This is a genomic window from Streptomyces sp. NPDC059092, assembly GCF_042756365.1.
Lineage (GTDB): Bacteria > Actinomycetota > Actinomycetes > Streptomycetales > Streptomycetaceae > Streptomyces.
This window is the reverse complement of the sequence record NZ_JBHZEJ010000005.1, coordinates 51042-66324: the sequence shown is the minus strand read 5'-3', so window position 1 is coordinate 66324 and position 15283 is coordinate 51042. Positions and strand designations below refer to the sequence as shown.

Below are 15283 nucleotides of genomic sequence, written 5' to 3'. Positions count from 1 at the left end.
CGCGCGGTGGCGCGGTGACCCGCACGATCAGACGGTGCGCTGAGGAGCGTCCTTCGTGGAGGGGGCGGTCGCCTTCCCCCCGGAACCTGCCGGGTCGTCGCCGACGGGGTGGGGCCTCGGGCCGGAGGCCTGTCCGGGGGTCGTGACGAGCAACCGGCCCAAGGAGCGAGGGAACCACCAGTTGGACCGCCCGAGGAGGGTGACCAGAGACGGGGTCAGCAAGCCCCGGACGACGGTGGCGTCGATGATGATGCCCGCCGCCAGCGCGGTGGCGAACACCTTCACATCGGTGATCGGAATGCTGGCCAGTGCCGTGAAGGCCAGGAAGAGGATGAGCGCCGCGGAGGTGACGAGCCGGCCCGTGCGGCTGATGCCGGTCACCACGGAGGGGACCACGGTGTCCCGCTGCCCCTTGGCCGCGAGCTCCAGGTGTGTCTCGCGGATGCGGTGGAGGATGAACACCTCGTAGTCCATGGACAGTCCGAACAGGAACGCGAAGACCGCCATGGGAATCCAGATGGTCACCGCCCCGATCGCCGGGGTCCCGAACAGCGCCTCGCTGCCGTAGCCCTTCTGCCAGATGAGGACGACCACGCCGTAGGCCGCGCACGTGGACAGCGCGTTGAGGATCAGGGCCTTGATGGGCAGGACCACCGAGCGCAGGGTGCGGGCGAGCACGACGAAGGTGAGCAGGGCGACGACGATCAGGATGAGCCCGAGGGATCCGTAGACGGCGTCGATGAAGTCGACGTCCTGAGCCGGACCGCCTCCGGCGAGGGCGCCGGGGGTCTCCTTCGTGACGTCCATGATGTCGGTCACCGTGGACCGGCCGTCGACGCCGGAGGGGTCGCCCTTGGTCCACACGTCAACGACGCGTTGTCCGTCGCGGACCCAGTCCGCGGGAGCGACGGTGCCCGCGACGCCTTCGAGACCGCCGAGCTCGCTGTTCATGGCGTCAGCACCGTCCGCCCGCACCAGCACTTCCAGCGGACGGGCGATGCCCTCGCCGAAGCCGGCGTCGACGATCCGCTGAAACGCGGCGGCGGGCTGACCGCCCTGGGCGAGTGTCACGGTGGCCGGCTGTCCGAGGCGCAGCCCCAGCACGGGCGCGGCCAGGGCCAGCAGCACCGCGCCGCTGATCACGGCGAACAGCGCCGGACGGCGCGTGGTGAGCCGGGCGATCCGGCCCCACAGCCTGCTGTCCGGGCGATGGGCACGACGCGGCCGGTCGAGCTTGTCGCCCCAGGCGTACAGCAGGACGGGCAGCAGGGTCAGGGCGACGGCGACGCTGACGATCGGGATCAGCAGACCCGCGTACCCGACGCTGCGCAGGAACGGGACGGGCAGGACCACGAGGGCAGCGAGGGAGATCGCCACCGTGGCGCCGCTGAGGGCGACGGCGCGGCCCGCGCTGGCGACGGAGCGTACGACCGCCAGTCTGCGCGCCTCGGGCTCGGGTCCGTCGGCTCCGGGCTTCTGACGCTCCTCCCGCCAGCGGGTGACGACGAGCAGCGCGTAGTCGATCGCGATGCCCAGACCGATGAGGGCCACCAGGTACTGGACGATGAAGGAGACGTCGGTGGCCTCGGTGATGCCGCGCACCAGCAGAAACGTGGTGGGGATGGCGACCAGGGCCATCAGCAGCGGCACGATGGCGAGGCCGCTGGCGAAGACGAGGGCCAGGACGACCAGCGCTCCCAGAGCGCCGATCAGCGTCTCGTAGATCGGGCTGCGCTGAGCTCCGCTGTCCCGGCCCGACAGAACCGGCTGACCGGTCAACTCGACCTGGGAGCCCGCGATCCTCGTCTGCTCGACGGTCTTCTTGATGGCCGGGAGGGACTGCTCGTACGGCACGTTGGAGCGGTTCGCCGGCGGGTAGACCAGCGCCACGGTGGTGCGCTTGTCCTGGGAGACCAGCGCGTCGCCTCCGTTACTCGCGTACGAGATGCTGCGACCGCCCTGCGGGGTGACCTTGGTGATCAGATCGCCCCACTGCTCGCGTACCTCGCCGCTGTCGAGGGCCGTGCCCTCGGGCACGGTCACCACGAGCAGCAGGGGGGCGTTCTTGCCCCCGGTCTGCGAAAACCGCTGGGCCAGCGCGTCGTTCGCCGCCTGGGAGGGCTTGTCGGGGAGCCGCGACTCGAAGGTGAGCTTGTCGATCGTGCTGCCCGTCATGGCTCCCCCGGCCAAGGTGAGCACCACCCAGACCAGGACGACGGCCGGCCGATGGGCGAGCACCCATCGCGTCATACGCTCCACGTCAGCTCCTCCTCCTGTAGGCACGCTATTATGTAGGCACGCTACGTATCGACCGCCAAAGTAGCCTCCCGCCGCTGTGACCGCAACACCAAATCGGCTGCCGGAAAGGGAAGTTGACGCGGAGGAGCCCGTTCCGCGCCGGGAACACGGAGAGCCCCTGGCGGGAGTGACACCCGTAGAGGGCTGTCGCCCCACCAGGGGCTCTCGTGGCGGTACCGCCGGGACGCTACGGGAAGACGGCCCCCCGCACGACGGAGACGAAACGCTTCAGGGACAGCCCGAAATAGACACCGGCCAGCAGCGTCAGGGTCGCGGGAATGGAAACCAACGGCCAGTCCAGCGATTCCGGATGGCTCAGGCCCCGGTTGAGGAGGAGCAGGATCAGCGCGCCCAGTACGGACAGGAGCCCGATGAGGGCCGTGAGCGTGCCGGTGGTCACCGTGTGGTCGTGCCGGGCGGACGCCGCCTCGATGCCGCTTCCCCGGCGGAGGCCGGAGAGCGCCCCCGCCAGGGACAGCACACAGCCGAAGCCCACGATCGACAGCCCGATCAGCAGCAGCGGCGGATGGCGGTACGCCCAGGGGCCGGCCGGCCCCCCGAGCAGCGCGGACGCCCAGGTCGCCGCGAGCAACGGCAGCGCGCAGACCGCTCGCAGGGCCAGCCGGTTCGCGCTGAGGCGCAGCGTGGCGTCGTTGTAGGCGCGGGCGATGTCGCTGGGCGGACCCCACTCCTGGACGGCGCGGTGTGCGGCCTCCTCGACGTCGGGGCAGTCCTTCAGATTGCACTCCGCCGCGCACAGGAGGCCGTCCAGTACCTCGTCGACGATGGCCGACCGTCGCGAGTACGACCCGACGAGGTGCTCCGCCACGTGGTCGGTGTAACGCTGCAGGACCGCCGTCTCCATCACGCCCCGCCTCCCAGCACCACCGAGATGACGGAGGAGACCTCCTGCCAGTCCGCCCTCTTCTCGGCCAGCGCCCGGCCTCCGGCCGCGGTGAGGAAGTAGTTCCGCCGGCGGCGGCCGTTGTGACGGGTCCACTCGCTTCCGACCAGCCCCGCGGCTTCCAGCCGGTGCAGCGCCGGATAGACCGTTCCCGTGGGCAGGTTGATGGCGTCGCCGCTACGCCGCTTGAGTTCCTCGATGACGGCGTAACCGTGCTGCGCCCCGGGTTCCAGGGTGGACAGCAGCATGCCTTCCAGGTTCCCTCTCAAGTTCTCCGCCTTCATGCCTAGCCACACTACACATCGGGCCCTGAACCGGACACGGCATGTTTCAGGGCCCCGGAGTCCGGTCGGCCTCGCCGGCGCCGGTCCCCGGCCGGTGCGGCCCGCGGCGCGGACCTGTGACGGGGGCGATGCCCCCCGGCCCCGCGTCCCCTCGTCGAGCACCTCGGTGGGTTCGCCGGGGACGCGGGCCCGTTCAGCCGACAGCACGGCTGCCTCGTCCTTCGCCGGCCACGCCTTCCCCGGCGTCGTGGTCGCCGCCGCTCCTGTCGGGCACCGCGGTCCGTTCCGGCCGGGAGCCCCTGGCATCGATGAGGGACAGCAGCGGCCCGGTCATGGCGGTCGTCACCAAGGCCATGACGACCATGAGGGAGTACAAGGAGCCGTCGAGGAGGCCGAGTTCGAGCCCGACACCGAGGATGACCAGCTCGGTCAGACCACGGGTGTTCATCAACGCGGCCAGGGTGGCCGAGTCCTTCGCCGGAAGGTCGTGCGACCGTGCCCCCAGATAGGTGCCGCCGAGCTTTCCGCCGATGGCGACGAGCAGGATGACACCGAGCTCGGTGAGTCCGTCGAGACCCACTCCCCGCAGGTCCACCTTGAGGCCCGCGACCACGAAGTACACGGGCAGCAGCAGCGAGGTGATCTCACCGGTGCGGTCGCAGATCTCCTCGCGCAGCGCGGCCATCCCCTCGCGGGGCAGCAGCGCGCCGAACAGGAAGGTGCCGAAGATGTAATGCACCCCTATCGCCTCGGTCGCCGCCCCGGACAGGAAGATCCCGACGATCACCACGGCCATTCCCGTCGGTGTGAGGGGCTGCTCGGCGTCGCGGGACACGAACACCCGCCGCAGCAGGGGCCGTACGGCCAGCAGTAGCCCGATGAAGGGAACGAGCAGGGTGACCTGCCAGTAGCCGGCGCCGCCCACCACGGCCTGCACACCGGCCAGTGCCGACCAGGCCACCACGTCGACGACCGCCGCGGTGGCCAGCGCGAGCCCGCCGATCGCCGTACGGGACAACCCCCGGCTGACCAGGATGCGGGAGAGGACGGGGAAGGCGGTCACCGACACGGACAGCGCCACGAACACCACGAAGGCGGCCCGCTGTTCGGTCGGATGGTTACGCAGCAGATAGATGGCCAGCGGGACACCCAAGGCGAACGGCACCAGGGTCGATCCCGCGGCCGACGCGAGGGTGACCCTGACCCTTCGGCGCACGAAGCGGTAATCCAGTTCCAGCCCGACGACGAACATGAACAGCGCGACCCCGATATGCGCCAGTCCGCTGAGCAGAGGCCGTATGTCGGAGGGGAAGAGACGGTCGGAGACCGCGCTGCCGAAGAGCGTGGGGCCCATGAGGACTCCGGCAAGGATCTCGCCCATCACGGGTGGCTGGCCGATGCGCCCGGCCAGCGCGCCCATCCCCCGGGCGAGCAGCAGTATGAGCGCGAAATCCAGCAGGAGACTCAGCACTTGATGACTCGTCATGGCGGGTCGTCCCTCGATCGGCTGGTGTCGGATGGGAAAAGGGATCGCCGAGCGGCGCCCCGCGGCCGAAGGGGCGGTGGCGGTCGGGCCGGTCCGGCGGTGCGTCGGCGCGGTGACGCCGCCGTGGCGCCAACCGGGCTTTCCCTCGGGGCGAGTGACCGTGGCCAGGACCGCGGCGGCGATGACGACGGTCGGAGGCGACTCCGGGAGGCCGCGCCGGCAGAGGTTCCGACCGGCCGCGGGCCCGCGCACTCCCGTCGCGACCGACAGCCCCTTGCCGCACCCCGGGGTGAATACCGAATCGCCTGCCGGCGTCCCAAGCCTGCGGTCCGGGCCGAGGCGCTGTCATCGCCCATATTGCTCACCTGCGCCGTCCGGATCGGAACTGCCTGTTCCGCGCCTGACGACTCGGAACAGGCGGTTCTTCGCACCAGCGATGATTTCACGCCAACCTCTTACGCGTCGCCGCCGATCGGCGTCACACTCACCCAGGGGCGGACTCGCACGGCACGCACCCTGCTTCCGATGACACCGGAAGCCCACGCGCCCGGTCCCTGCGGCCCGCTGCCCGGATAAGTGCCCGGAGCCGTGCTACTCACACGTACCGGGGAGCCTGAACTCTATTGCCTCCCGTTGGACGGATGTGGGAGACTCGAAAGCGTCGGGACAGATTGCAACGGGGGTTGCCAAGTGTTCATGGGTGAAGACAGACGCATACCAGGCCGACGCTGGCACGCCGAGCCGTACGGCCGCTCGGGATGATTCGCCGCGGCTTTCGCGCCATCCCCCAGCTGGATTCCCCGTTCACCGGCCACCGCGCTGCTTCTTGATTTCCGGTTGAACAACCAGCTTTCAGAAAACATGGACGGTTCTTGGCCGGTGCACCGGCAGGAGAGCTGCTGTCGCCATTTCCTGGACAGGCGTACGTCCATGGCCGAAGGAGAACCTCGGCGGTCGGTCGGACCGGTCGGTCACCCTGCCGGGGCACACCTGCCGACCTGCGCTGTAGCCCCGGTCCGCGCCAACTGACCGCGCGGCCTCCACACCCCGTACGCGGTTCTGACCGCCCCCCTCCGAAGCACTTCCCCACTTCGGAGGCGCTTTTCCCATTTCACGAGCGCGGCTCGGCGCTCGCACCGGACGCGTTCCCGTGATGCCGGCACATCTTCAGTCACAGATGCCCGCCGCGCCCTGCCCTCATCCTCGGAGCGGACATCTCCGAGCGAACACACGGCGGCCATCACAACGGGAAGGCACTGTCGAGTAAACGCCACTCGCGAATTTCTTGCCGTCGACCACCAGATCAGGGAGTCCGCAGCAAATGGAGCACCTTGCCCGCCGCGCGATCACGACCATTCGTGAAAACTATCATGAGCCCCTGTCCCTCGATGATCTGGCCCGGTCGGCGATGATGAGCAAGTTCTACTTCCTCAGAGTTTTCCAGCGCACCACGGGCGTGACACCCGGCCGCTTCCTGAGCGCCGTTCGTATACAAGAGGCTAAGCGTCTGCTGGTCCATACGCATTCGAATGTGGCCGACGTGTCCACCCGGGTCGGATACAGCAGTCCCAGCACCTTCTCCCGGCGTTTCACGGCCTCGGTCGGACTCTCGCCCACCCAGTACCGGAAAATAAGCCGGGGTGACTGCACCGCATTTCATCGAATACCCCCCTTACCCGTGACGCCCGTGCCGTTCGGAGCCATATCCGGGATCGCCCACGCGACCGGGACAGCGCTTTCCCCTCTGTACGTCGGCGCCTTCGACAGTCCCATCCTCCAGGGACGGCCCGCGGCCTGGACCAAGCTCGACGGATCCGGGGCCTTCTCCCTGCCGCACGTACCGCCGGGCACCTGGCACCTGCACGCGGCGACGCTCGGCGCCCGGACCTCGGGCGATCAGTGCTGCGGCTCGCCCCTGCTCGTAGGGGTGAGCGGCCCGGTGGAGATCGGTGCCGACACCCACACCCGGCTCGACCTGACGGTCCGGCAGCAGGACTGGAGGCGACCCCCGGTCCTGCTCGCCCTGCCCGGCCTGGACCCGAGACCCTCCCGGCCGGCCGCCGAGGACGTCGCCCGCCCGGCGGGCCTGGCCGGTTCCGAGTCCAGGTACCGAGCCCCTCGCCGCCCTACCGGGGCCGGCGGCAAACTCGTCGGTGTGTGAAGAGGGCCGACCCCGCGGCTGGGCGAACGCGCCTGCGAAGCCGCGCTGTTCAGCCGCGCCAACTGTGCGGGGCCCGGAAGCCGCGACCGCGGTCGAGTGGGTGCCAGCCCGCTTTGCCGGGGCTCGCCTCCGGTGCGGCGGCTCCGGCCAGGGCCGCCGCTCGGGCCAGAAGAACAACGGTGATGGCCGCGACCTCCTCCAGCCTGGCGTGGCCCTTCTCGACACGCAGGATGTCCTCGGCGGCGGATGCGCTCATGGGGGTGTCCCTCCTCGTACGTCGGCCAGGCCTCGCTCGGCCGCGTAGTCCGGGTGCGTCAGCTCGGCCTGGTACTCCTCCACCATCCGTGCCCGCATGGCCTCGGGGGCGTCGGAGCGCGCAGTTCGACCACCCGCCCGCGGACACCGGAACCGGGAAATCGCATCTTCCGGATTCTTCTCCGCCATCCCCGTATTCATCGGCCACCCCCGCCGGCCGTACGCACACGAAGCACTGTGTGAATTCCTCACGCTACACGCCGCGCACGCCGGGAAAAACCCCCGCGTTCCGCACCACTCGAATTTACCAGGACTTAATCACCGCCCCTTATCCTCGAACACGATGAAAGGAAGGGGCGAGCGACCGCCACATTCCTGTCGAGGACTATTTCCGCGGGAGGGTGAAGCGGCTCACCTGCGGGCCGTGGAGGCGCCCCTCGGGCAGTCTGCGGCCATAGGCGAGGAGCAGCAGATCCTGTCCGGTGCCGGTGATCGGCGATCCGGTGCCGTAGGTCCAGTCGAGGTCCTCGGCACGCAGTTGGACGCCGTCGAGCGGAGCGCCGAAGAACTTGAGGGACTTGGGGTCGACGGCGTCCAGCAGGATGCGGAGCCGGTCCTGCGGGACCGCACGGTCGACACCCGTCGGGACCGTGATGTCGAGCCCGTGGACGACGTCGTGGCCGAGCGCCGCGACGATGCCGCCGACCGGCGGCTTCCACGGGTGGTCGGCGTTGTCCCGGAGGAAGGCCGCGAGCCGGTCGGTGGAGAACTCGGCCGCGTCCCTGCGGGCGCAGCGGTCGGTCATGCGGTGCAGACTGCCGCGCGCCGTGAAGAGTTCCTTGGCCGTCCGGGGAATTGAATAGCGAAATCCCAGCGACATGTGGGCCGCCACTTCACGAACCCGCCACCCGGAGCACAACGACGGCTCGTCCCATTTCGGCGCGGGAAATCCATCGAGCAAGTCCGCGAGTTCCCGGCGTTCGGCGGCGATCGCCGCGCGGATCTCGGATTCCGGACGCCCCTGCATTAATTTACCCATGGATTCACCCTATCGTCGCGTTCGCTGAAGATCCACGTCGCATCCGCTGTCGGTGGCGAAAGCGATGTCATGTCGTGTCATCGGGGAGCCCGCGCGAAAACCCGCCAGATCCACAGCTGGCCGAGGACCACCGCGACCAGCACCGGAAGCACGGTCACGGACAGCAGGGCCAGAGAGGCGGAATCGGCGATCGCCCGTGACAGTTCCAGGCTGCCCTTTCCCGAACGGGTGGCCAGCACCGTGGTGCCGTTCGCGACGCCCACCATGAGCGGCAGGGCCGCCAGCGGCGCGGCGCCGAGCAGCAGCGCCGGCCCGGTGCGGCCCGTCGCCTGGACGCGGTCGGAGCCGTACACACCGGCGGCGGCGAGGACCCCGACCAGGCCCACCGCCACCGGAGCGTCGGTGACCGCCGCGCCTGCGGCGGCGGTCAGCAGGAGCAGCACGAGCAGGATCGGTGTGAGGACCCGGGTCAGGCGGCCGAACCGGACCCGCAGCGCGTCGCCCTCCGGCAGGCCGCGGGCGGCGAAGAGCGAACCCTGGCGCAGGCTGCCCGCGACGGCCAGGACCGCGCAGAGCAGGACGAAGGGATGCGTCAGATCGGCCGGGCCGGCCACCGCGTGCCCGTCGCCGTTGGTGGACAGCCCCCGGATCAGCATGGCCGGCACGGCACCCCAGCCGACCGCGAGGACCAGGCTGGCGGCCGGCAGCACGGTGTCCCAGGTCCGCCGCCAGCCGACGCCCGGGTGCGCGGTACGGAACCACAGCGCGGCGTCGCGCAGGAACCACGCGCCGAGCACGGCGAGAAGGGGCAGCCGCAGGGCGTACAGCAACTCTCCCTCCAACAGGGGCAGGGCGCCGAACAGCAGCCCGGCGAAGGCGACCAGCCACACCTCGTTGGCGAGGAAGAGCGGGACGACGGTTCGGCGCATGCGCACACGGCCGGACTCCGTGTCGGCGAACGGCATCAGCATCCCAATGCCGAAGTCGACGCTCTCCAGGGCCAGATAACCGGCGAGAAGCAGCCCGACCAGCGCGTAATAGAAGACATCCACGGTTGATGGCCCATCAGCTCGGCGTACGTACGGTGGGAGGGTGGGTCAATAGGAGTGGTGCACGTCCGCCGGGAGGGACGACTGGTCGTCCTCCTGGAGCGTCCCGCGCTCGGTGGCGTCCGGGAAGAGACCCGTGTCGCCGAGCAGCCCCGCGTCCGGTCCGAGGCGCGCGTAGCGGGAGATCAGCACCCAGTCGACGACGGCGAGGGTGGTGAGCACCACCGTGAAGACGAGGAACGAGGCGAGCATTCCCCCGGGGGAGACGTCGGCGACGGCCTCGCGGACGGTGAGTTCGCCGGTGACCATCCACGGCTGCCTGCCGACCTCCCGGCTGAGCCAGCCGCAGATGATCGCGAGGAAGCCGAGGGGCAGCAGGACGCCGGGCAGCCGCATCCGGAAGCCCCGGCGCGCGAACGACCCGTCCGGGGGGTTGCCGCGGGCCGCCGTGGCCGGGATCCAGGCCAGGGGAACCAGCACGATGCCGATGACGAGCATGAGCACGGACGCCACGCCCACCCAGGAGGGCGGCATCCAGTCGCCGGATCCGTACGATGCCTCCGCGGTGGCGCGGACCCTGTCGAGTTGCGCACCGGTCTCCCCCATCAGCGTGGCGTACTTCTCCGGCTGGTGGCCCTTGAGGTTCGTCAGTTGCACGGCGCCCGCCACGGCGGCGACGAGCGCGCCGCAGCCCGCGAGAACCGAGCCCTGGACCAGTGTGGGGCGGAAGAAGTCGATGTCCCCGTCGCGGCGCAGGTGGTAGGCGCTGACGGCGGCCATGAACAGTCCGGCGAGGAGGACCACGGCGCCCGCGATGTGCAGCATCGCGTACCAGGTCGCCCCGTTGGTGAGGATGGCGCCCCAGTCGGTGGCGAAGGCGGTGCCGTCCCGCATCTCGTAGCCGACCGGCTTCTGCATGAAGCCGTTGACCACCATGATCCAGAAGGTGGACGCGTATGCCGTGAGAGCGACACCCCAGATCAGCGCGGCATGGGCGCGGGCGGACACACGGTTGAATCCGAACGCCCAGAGCCCCAGGAAAGTCGATTCCAGAAAGAAAGCGGCGACGCTCTCCACGGCGATCGGCGCACCGACGATATTCCCCATGACGTGGGAAAGGCCTGACCAGTTCAGACCGAACTGGAACTCCTGGGTGAGTCCGCTGATAATGCCCAGCGCGTAGTTGATGACGTAGAGACCGCCCCAGAAGCGCACCCGGCGCATTCTGGTGGCGCGCAGGGCGGGGTCCTTGGCCGACAGGGCCCGAGTCTGAGTCAGGGCGACGACCGTGACCAGTCCGAGGGTCAGGGCGACGAACAGGAAGTGCAGTGTTGCCGTGACGGCGAACTGGAGTCGAGCTAGGTCAACTGCGTTCACGGGGGCGTACTCCGGTGAGAGGGGACAGGAGGGTGCGCGAGTTGCGGCGACCGGGCCCGTCCTGGCGGTCAGGACCCCGGCAGGCTCCTGGGGCGTGTTCCGAAGGTCCCGCCCGGCCCGCGACGTCCGGCACGCACGCTCGCCGCGTTGCCGGAGTCGTCCACGTACGGGCGGGCCGTCGAGGGTGCCGGTCCTCCGCCCGGCGACCGCGCTCGGCGTCCGGAGGAGGATGCGCCGTGCCGAGACGGAGCGAGCGGAACGAGCGGAACGAGCGGAACGAGTGCGCCGCACCGGACGCCGCGGGCCCCGCCCTGCGGGCGGACGGTGCTACTTCCGGAACACGCCCTGGCCGAGCAGCGCGCGCGCCCGTGCCAGAAGGGCTCGGGCAGCCGGGCTGACGCGCCCGCTGGACCGCCAGGCCAGCGCGAGACCACCCCGCAGATGCGGGCCGGCGATCCGGACGGGATGAAGCTGTTCCGGCTGGGAGAGCACGAACCGCTCCGGCAGGATCGCCATGCCCATGCCCCGTGCGGCGAGTTGGGCCAGTACCCGGGGGTCGCCCGCCTCGAAGGCCACCCGGGGCCGGGTGTCCGCCGCCGCCCAGGCCGCGTCGGACGCGGCGCGCATGGCACTGCCGCTGGGCAGGCACATCAGCGTGTGGCACGCCACCTCCTCGACAGTGATGCTGTCGGTCCGCGCGAGCGGGTGATCGTGTCCCACGGCCCCGATCAGGGACTCGTCGGCGATGACCAGGGTGTCGACGCCGGCCGGCGGCTCGGAGGAGATGCCGATGATCGCGACGTCGATCAGGCCGGTCCGTACACCGTCGACGAGCTTGTCCGTGTTCCCCTCGCTGAGGGAGATCTCCACCGCCGGGTACTTCTGGCTGAAGTCCGCCATGAGTTCGGGAAGCCGCAGGGAGAGGGAAGACGCGACCGAACCCATCGCGACCGGTCCCCGCACGACACCGGAGACGTTCTCCACCGCGCCCCGCACACCGTCGAACGCGGCCAGCACGGCCCGCGCGTACGGCAGCGCCGCGGCGCCCGCCTCCGTCAGTTGGACCGTCCGGCCGCCGCGGTCGAGCAGATCCTGCCCCAACTCCCTTTCGAGCCGTCTGACCTGCGCGCTCACACAGGGCTGGGTCACAAACACCCGCGCGGCGGCCTTTGTGAAGCTGGCCTCTTCGGCAACGGCCACGAGGTACTCCAACTGACGTAATTCCATGTATTCATCGTACCGGTCACCCCCTCTGTGAGTGCTTCACGGCGAGGACAACCAGAGATTGGAATGTGCCCGCATATTCAAATCCGTGTGCACCCGATGTCAGATCCCGGTGATGCGAATGTCAGATCCAGGTCAAGTCCGTTCCGCCGATACGGCGAGCACCTTGAGGGTGCCGGCTTCGTACTGTTCCCGGCACGGGCGACGGCGCACCTTGCCGCTCGTCGTCTTCGGCAAGGTCCCCCGGCGGATCAGCACCACGTCCGACACGTCGATCCGGTGGTGGTGGCGCAGCTCCTCACGCACGGCCGCCGTCACCTCGCCGGCACTCGCGTACCTGCCCACCCGGCTGTCGCCCTCGACCACCACGACGACGGACTCCCGCGCACCGTCGTCCACCGCGAACACGGCGGCGGACGCCGGGCGCAGCAGCGCGTGGCTGCTCTCGACCGTATGCTCCAGGTCCTGTGGGTAGTGGTTGCGCCCCTTGACGATGATCACGTCCTTGAGACGGCCCGTGATGAACAGGTCCCCCCGCACGAAGCCCAGGTCGCCGGTACGCAGGAACGTGACGTCGTCCTCCGCGCCCACCACGCGGGCCCGGAAGGTCCGTTCGCTCTCCTCCTCGCGGCCGATGTAACCGGCCGTCACGCACGGTCCGGTCACCCATATCTCCCCGACCTCGTCGGGCCCCGCCGCCCTGAGCGTGCGCGGGTCGACGATCCGGACCCGGGTGTCCCCCACCGTACGGCCCACGCTCATCACCGTACTGGTGACGACGGACGCCGCGGCGTCCCCGGAGACCGGGACCACCGTGCCCAGGCCCAGGGCCTGTGTGTCCAGCACGAGCGGCTCCGGCGCGGCGTCCAGCGGGCTGCCGCTGACCTTCAGAGTGTGCTCCGCCAGGCCGTAACTCGGGCACATGGCACGGATGCCGAGGCCGCTGGCGGCGAACTTGCCGACGAAGTCCTGCACCGTGCGCGCCCGGACCGGCTCGGCGCCGTTGACGGCCATCCGCCAGCGCGACAGGTCGATCGGGCCGCGCACGCTGTCGCTGCGCACGCACAGGTCGTAGGCGAAGTTCGGGGCGGAGGAATGCGTGCCGCCGAACCGGGACAGTGCTTCCAGCCACCGGCCGGGGCGGCGGATGAACGCCTCGGGCCCCATCAGGTACGCCGGACGGCCCGCCCACAGCGGCAGCACGATGCCCAGCACGAGTCCCATGTCGTGGAAGAACGGCAGCCAGGAGACGACGGCACCGTCGTCGCCCATCGGCCACAGGTCCTCGGTCTCCCACGCGTTGAACCAGAAGTTGGCGTGCGTGACCATGACGCCCTTGGGGACTCCGGTGGAGCCGGAGGTGTACTGGAGCAGCGCGACGTCCGAGAGCCCCGGCGCGGGCAGTTCGGTCCGGCCGGCAGGCGCCGGCAGTTCGTCGGTGGCGACGAATTCCAGACCGGCCAGTTCGGGCAGGCCGTGGAAGTCGGCGAGTACCTGGTCGCGCACCTCGCGGGTGGTGAGTACCAGCGTCGTGGACGCGTCGTCGGCGACGGCCCGCAGCCGCTGGACGGCGTACCGGCGCGTGGGCACCTGGACGGGTGCTCCCTTGACGCCGGCCGCGGTGCAGCCCAGCCAGGCCCTGATGAACTCCAGGCCGTTGGGGTACATCAGTACGGCGCTGCGACGGCCGCCCGCCAGTTCCGCAAGGGCGCCGGCCCGCGCGGTCACGTCGGTGTGCAACTGCCCGTAGGTGATCTGTTCGCCGATCTCCTCGCCGTTGCGCAGATAGACATAGGCGACGGTGTCGGGCATTCCTTCGGCGCGTTGTGCGAGCAGGGCGGGCAACGTCAGCGCGGTGCGCTCCGTCATGGAATCTGCGGTCATGACCGTCCGTTCGTCAAGGGTGGCAGGCGGACATCCCTCGGAGGGCCGCTCAGGCGAGGTCGGTGAGTCCCGCCCGGCGCGCGTTGACCAGCGCCGCCACGTTGCCGGGGGGCTGGCGGTTCTCGTGCATCAGCTGGTGGGCCTCGCCGATCCCGTCCAGGCCGAACACACCGGACAGGCAGGGGTCGAGGTGCCCGGAGGCCGCCAGCCGGATCACCGCCCGGCACTGGGCCGGGTTGAAGCCGTGTGAACCCTGCAGCCGCTTCTGCCGCATCCACAGGAACCGCAGGTCGACATCGGCCGCGTAGCCGGAGGTGCCACCGCAGATGGTGACCATGCCGCCGTTGTCGCACAGGTACATGGAGGTGGGGATGGTGTCCTGGCCGCTGTGCTCCAGGACGATCGCCGGCGCCCGCCGTTCGCCCAGGGCCTCCCAGTAGGCGCGGCCGAAGGCACGCACCTGCGCCATCCAGGCGCCGAACGCGGCCGGGTCGTTCAGGTCGGGCATCCGGCCCCAGTGGGAGAAGTCGCGGCGGTTGACGGTGCCGACGGCGCCCAGGTCCCGGCAGTACGCGGCACGCTCCTCGCTGGAGACCACCGCGACGGGCAGGCCGCCCGCGTTGCGGACCAGTTGAATGGCCATCGAGCCCAGGCCGCCCGCACCACCCCAGATCAGCACCGGGTCGCCGGGCGACACCGCGTTGGGTGCCCAGCCGAACAGCTGCCGGTACGCGGTGGCACCGGTGAGGATGAAGGCCGCCGCGCCCTCCCAGGTGAGGTTCTTGGGCTTCGGGTGGCACTGGTAGTCGTCGACGAGGGCGAACTGCGCGAAGGAGCCGTAGTTGGACTCGTATCCCCAGGCCCGCATCGTGGGGGAGAACGTGGGGTCACCGCCGAGACGGATGTCCGGGGCGGTCTCGTCGAACTGGGCTCCGGAGAGGACGACCTGGTCGCCGGCAGAGACCCCGGTCACGCCCTCGCCGACGGCGAAGACCACGCCCGAACCCTCTGAGCCGCCGATGTGGAAGTCCTCGGGCTCGCCGCGCCTGCGCCGGGCATCGATGACGTCCAGGGGGTAACCGAGCCCGGCCCAGACGTTGTTGTAGTTGATACCGGCCGCCATCACCCAGACGAGTACCTGGCCGCGGCCGGGCTCGGGGGTGTCCACCACCTCGGTGGCGAACGCCTTCTGCGGCTCGCCGAAGCGGTCCTGGCGGATCACGGACGCGTACATTTTCTCAGGAACGGACCCGAGTGGCGGCATCTCGCCCAGTTCGTACAGGCTCTTCCCCATCGTCACTGTTCTCCTGATCATCGTGAAC

At 70.1% G+C, this 15283-nt stretch carries 12 protein-coding genes and 1 pseudogene; 2 read left to right on the top strand and 11 right to left on the bottom strand.

Going from position 1 to position 15283, the window contains the following annotated elements; genetic code table 11:
* Nucleotides 1-27: 27 nt before the first annotated feature.
* The 4 genes from ACFXPL_RS04975 to ACFXPL_RS04960 form a co-directional block, all read right to left on the bottom strand.
* A complete protein-coding gene (locus ACFXPL_RS04975; RefSeq protein WP_384912894.1) occupies nt 28-2250 on the bottom strand; it encodes an MMPL family transporter in 2223 nt (740 codons plus the stop codon).
* A gap of 235 nt (nt 2251-2485) precedes the next feature.
* Nucleotides 2486-3163, bottom strand: coding sequence for a hypothetical protein (locus tag ACFXPL_RS04970; protein WP_384912589.1), 678 nt, complete (start codon nt 3161-3163; stop codon nt 2486-2488).
* Nucleotides 3163-3450: a helix-turn-helix transcriptional regulator gene (locus tag ACFXPL_RS04965; protein WP_384912586.1), complete on the bottom strand. Its 288-nt coding sequence runs from the start codon at nt 3448-3450 to the stop codon at nt 3163-3165. The genes ACFXPL_RS04970 and ACFXPL_RS04965 overlap by 1 nt, the downstream gene beginning before the upstream one ends.
* 229 nt (nt 3451-3679) lie before the next feature.
* Nucleotides 3680-4972 (bottom strand): cation:proton antiporter, encoded by a 1293-nt coding sequence (locus ACFXPL_RS04960; RefSeq protein ID WP_384912583.1) that lies wholly within the window; start codon nt 4970-4972, stop codon nt 3680-3682.
* A gap of 1321 nt (nt 4973-6293) precedes the next feature.
* On the opposite strand from ACFXPL_RS04960, the pseudogene ACFXPL_RS04955 reads away from it, so the two are divergent.
* Together ACFXPL_RS04955 and ACFXPL_RS04950 are read left to right on the top strand one after the other, a co-directional pair.
* Nucleotides 6294-6590, top strand: a pseudogene (locus tag ACFXPL_RS04955) (helix-turn-helix domain-containing protein); the annotation flags it as partial.
* 60 nt (nt 6591-6650) lie between these two features.
* On the top strand, nt 6651-7133 hold the full coding sequence (locus ACFXPL_RS04950; RefSeq protein WP_384912921.1) for a hypothetical protein: 483 nt from the start codon (nt 6651-6653) through the stop codon (nt 7131-7133).
* Between the two features lie 49 nt (nt 7134-7182).
* Here the strand turns inward: ACFXPL_RS04950 and ACFXPL_RS04945 are convergent, their stop codons facing one another.
* The 7 genes from ACFXPL_RS04945 to ccrA all read right to left on the bottom strand — a co-directional run bounded on the left by ACFXPL_RS04945 (nt 7183) and on the right by ccrA (nt 15255).
* Nucleotides 7183-7389 carry an acyl-CoA carboxylase epsilon subunit gene (locus ACFXPL_RS04945; RefSeq protein WP_384912580.1) on the bottom strand — a complete coding sequence of 69 codons (207 nt, stop codon included), beginning with the start codon at nt 7387-7389 and terminating at the stop codon, nt 7183-7185.
* 384 nt (nt 7390-7773) lie between these two features.
* The gene (locus ACFXPL_RS04940) at nt 7774-8415 is read right to left on the bottom strand and encodes a maleylpyruvate isomerase family mycothiol-dependent enzyme (RefSeq protein ID WP_384912891.1); all 642 of its coding nucleotides are present in this window, start codon (nt 8413-8415) and stop codon (nt 7774-7776) included.
* An 89-nt stretch (nt 8416-8504) separates the two neighbouring features.
* Entirely contained in the window at nt 8505-9479 is a 975-nt protein-coding gene (locus tag ACFXPL_RS04935) for a cytochrome d ubiquinol oxidase subunit II (RefSeq protein ID WP_384912578.1), read from the bottom strand.
* A gap of 45 nt (nt 9480-9524) precedes the next feature.
* Nucleotides 9525-10853, bottom strand: a complete 1329-nt coding sequence (locus ACFXPL_RS04930) for a cytochrome ubiquinol oxidase subunit I (RefSeq protein WP_384912575.1) — start codon at nt 10851-10853, stop codon at nt 9525-9527.
* Between the two features lie 327 nt (nt 10854-11180).
* Nucleotides 11181-12080: a LysR family transcriptional regulator gene (locus tag ACFXPL_RS04925; RefSeq protein ID WP_384912572.1), complete on the bottom strand. Its 900-nt coding sequence runs from the start codon at nt 12078-12080 to the stop codon at nt 11181-11183.
* Between the two features lie 132 nt (nt 12081-12212).
* A complete protein-coding gene (locus ACFXPL_RS04920; protein WP_384912569.1) occupies nt 12213-13961 on the bottom strand; it encodes a fatty acyl-AMP ligase in 1749 nt (582 codons plus the stop codon).
* A gap of 49 nt (nt 13962-14010) precedes the next feature.
* Entirely contained in the window at nt 14011-15255 is a 1245-nt protein-coding gene (gene ccrA / locus ACFXPL_RS04915; RefSeq protein ID WP_384912566.1) for a crotonyl-CoA carboxylase/reductase, read from the bottom strand.
* Nucleotides 15256-15283 lie beyond the last annotated feature (28 nt).

Excerpts from the sequence above, each read along its gene's own strand:
- ACFXPL_RS04975 (WP_384912894.1), bottom strand. The coding sequence starts at position 2,250 with ATGACGCGATGGGTGCTCGCCCATCGGCCGGCCGTCGTCCTGGTCTGG.
- ACFXPL_RS04965 (WP_384912586.1), bottom strand. The coding sequence starts at position 3,450 with ATGCTGCTGTCCACCCTGGAACCCGGGGCGCAGCACGGTTACGCCGTC.
- ACFXPL_RS04940 (WP_384912891.1), bottom strand. The coding sequence starts at position 8,415 with ATGCAGGGGCGTCCGGAATCCGAGATCCGCGCGGCGATCGCCGCCGAA.
- ACFXPL_RS04960 (WP_384912583.1), bottom strand. The coding sequence starts at position 4,972 with ATGACGAGTCATCAAGTGCTGAGTCTCCTGCTGGATTTCGCGCTCATA.
- ccrA (WP_384912566.1), bottom strand. The coding sequence starts at position 15,255 with ATGGGGAAGAGCCTGTACGAACTGGGCGAGATGCCGCCACTCGGGTCC.
- ACFXPL_RS04920 (WP_384912569.1), bottom strand. The coding sequence starts at position 13,961 with ATGACCGCAGATTCCATGACGGAGCGCACCGCGCTGACGTTGCCCGCC.
- ACFXPL_RS04970 (WP_384912589.1), bottom strand. The coding sequence starts at position 3,163 with ATGGAGACGGCGGTCCTGCAGCGTTACACCGACCACGTGGCGGAGCAC.
- ACFXPL_RS04945 (WP_384912580.1), bottom strand. The coding sequence starts at position 7,389 with ATGAGCGCATCCGCCGCCGAGGACATCCTGCGTGTCGAGAAGGGCCAC.
- ACFXPL_RS04925 (WP_384912572.1), bottom strand. The coding sequence starts at position 12,080 with ATGGAATTACGTCAGTTGGAGTACCTCGTGGCCGTTGCCGAAGAGGCC.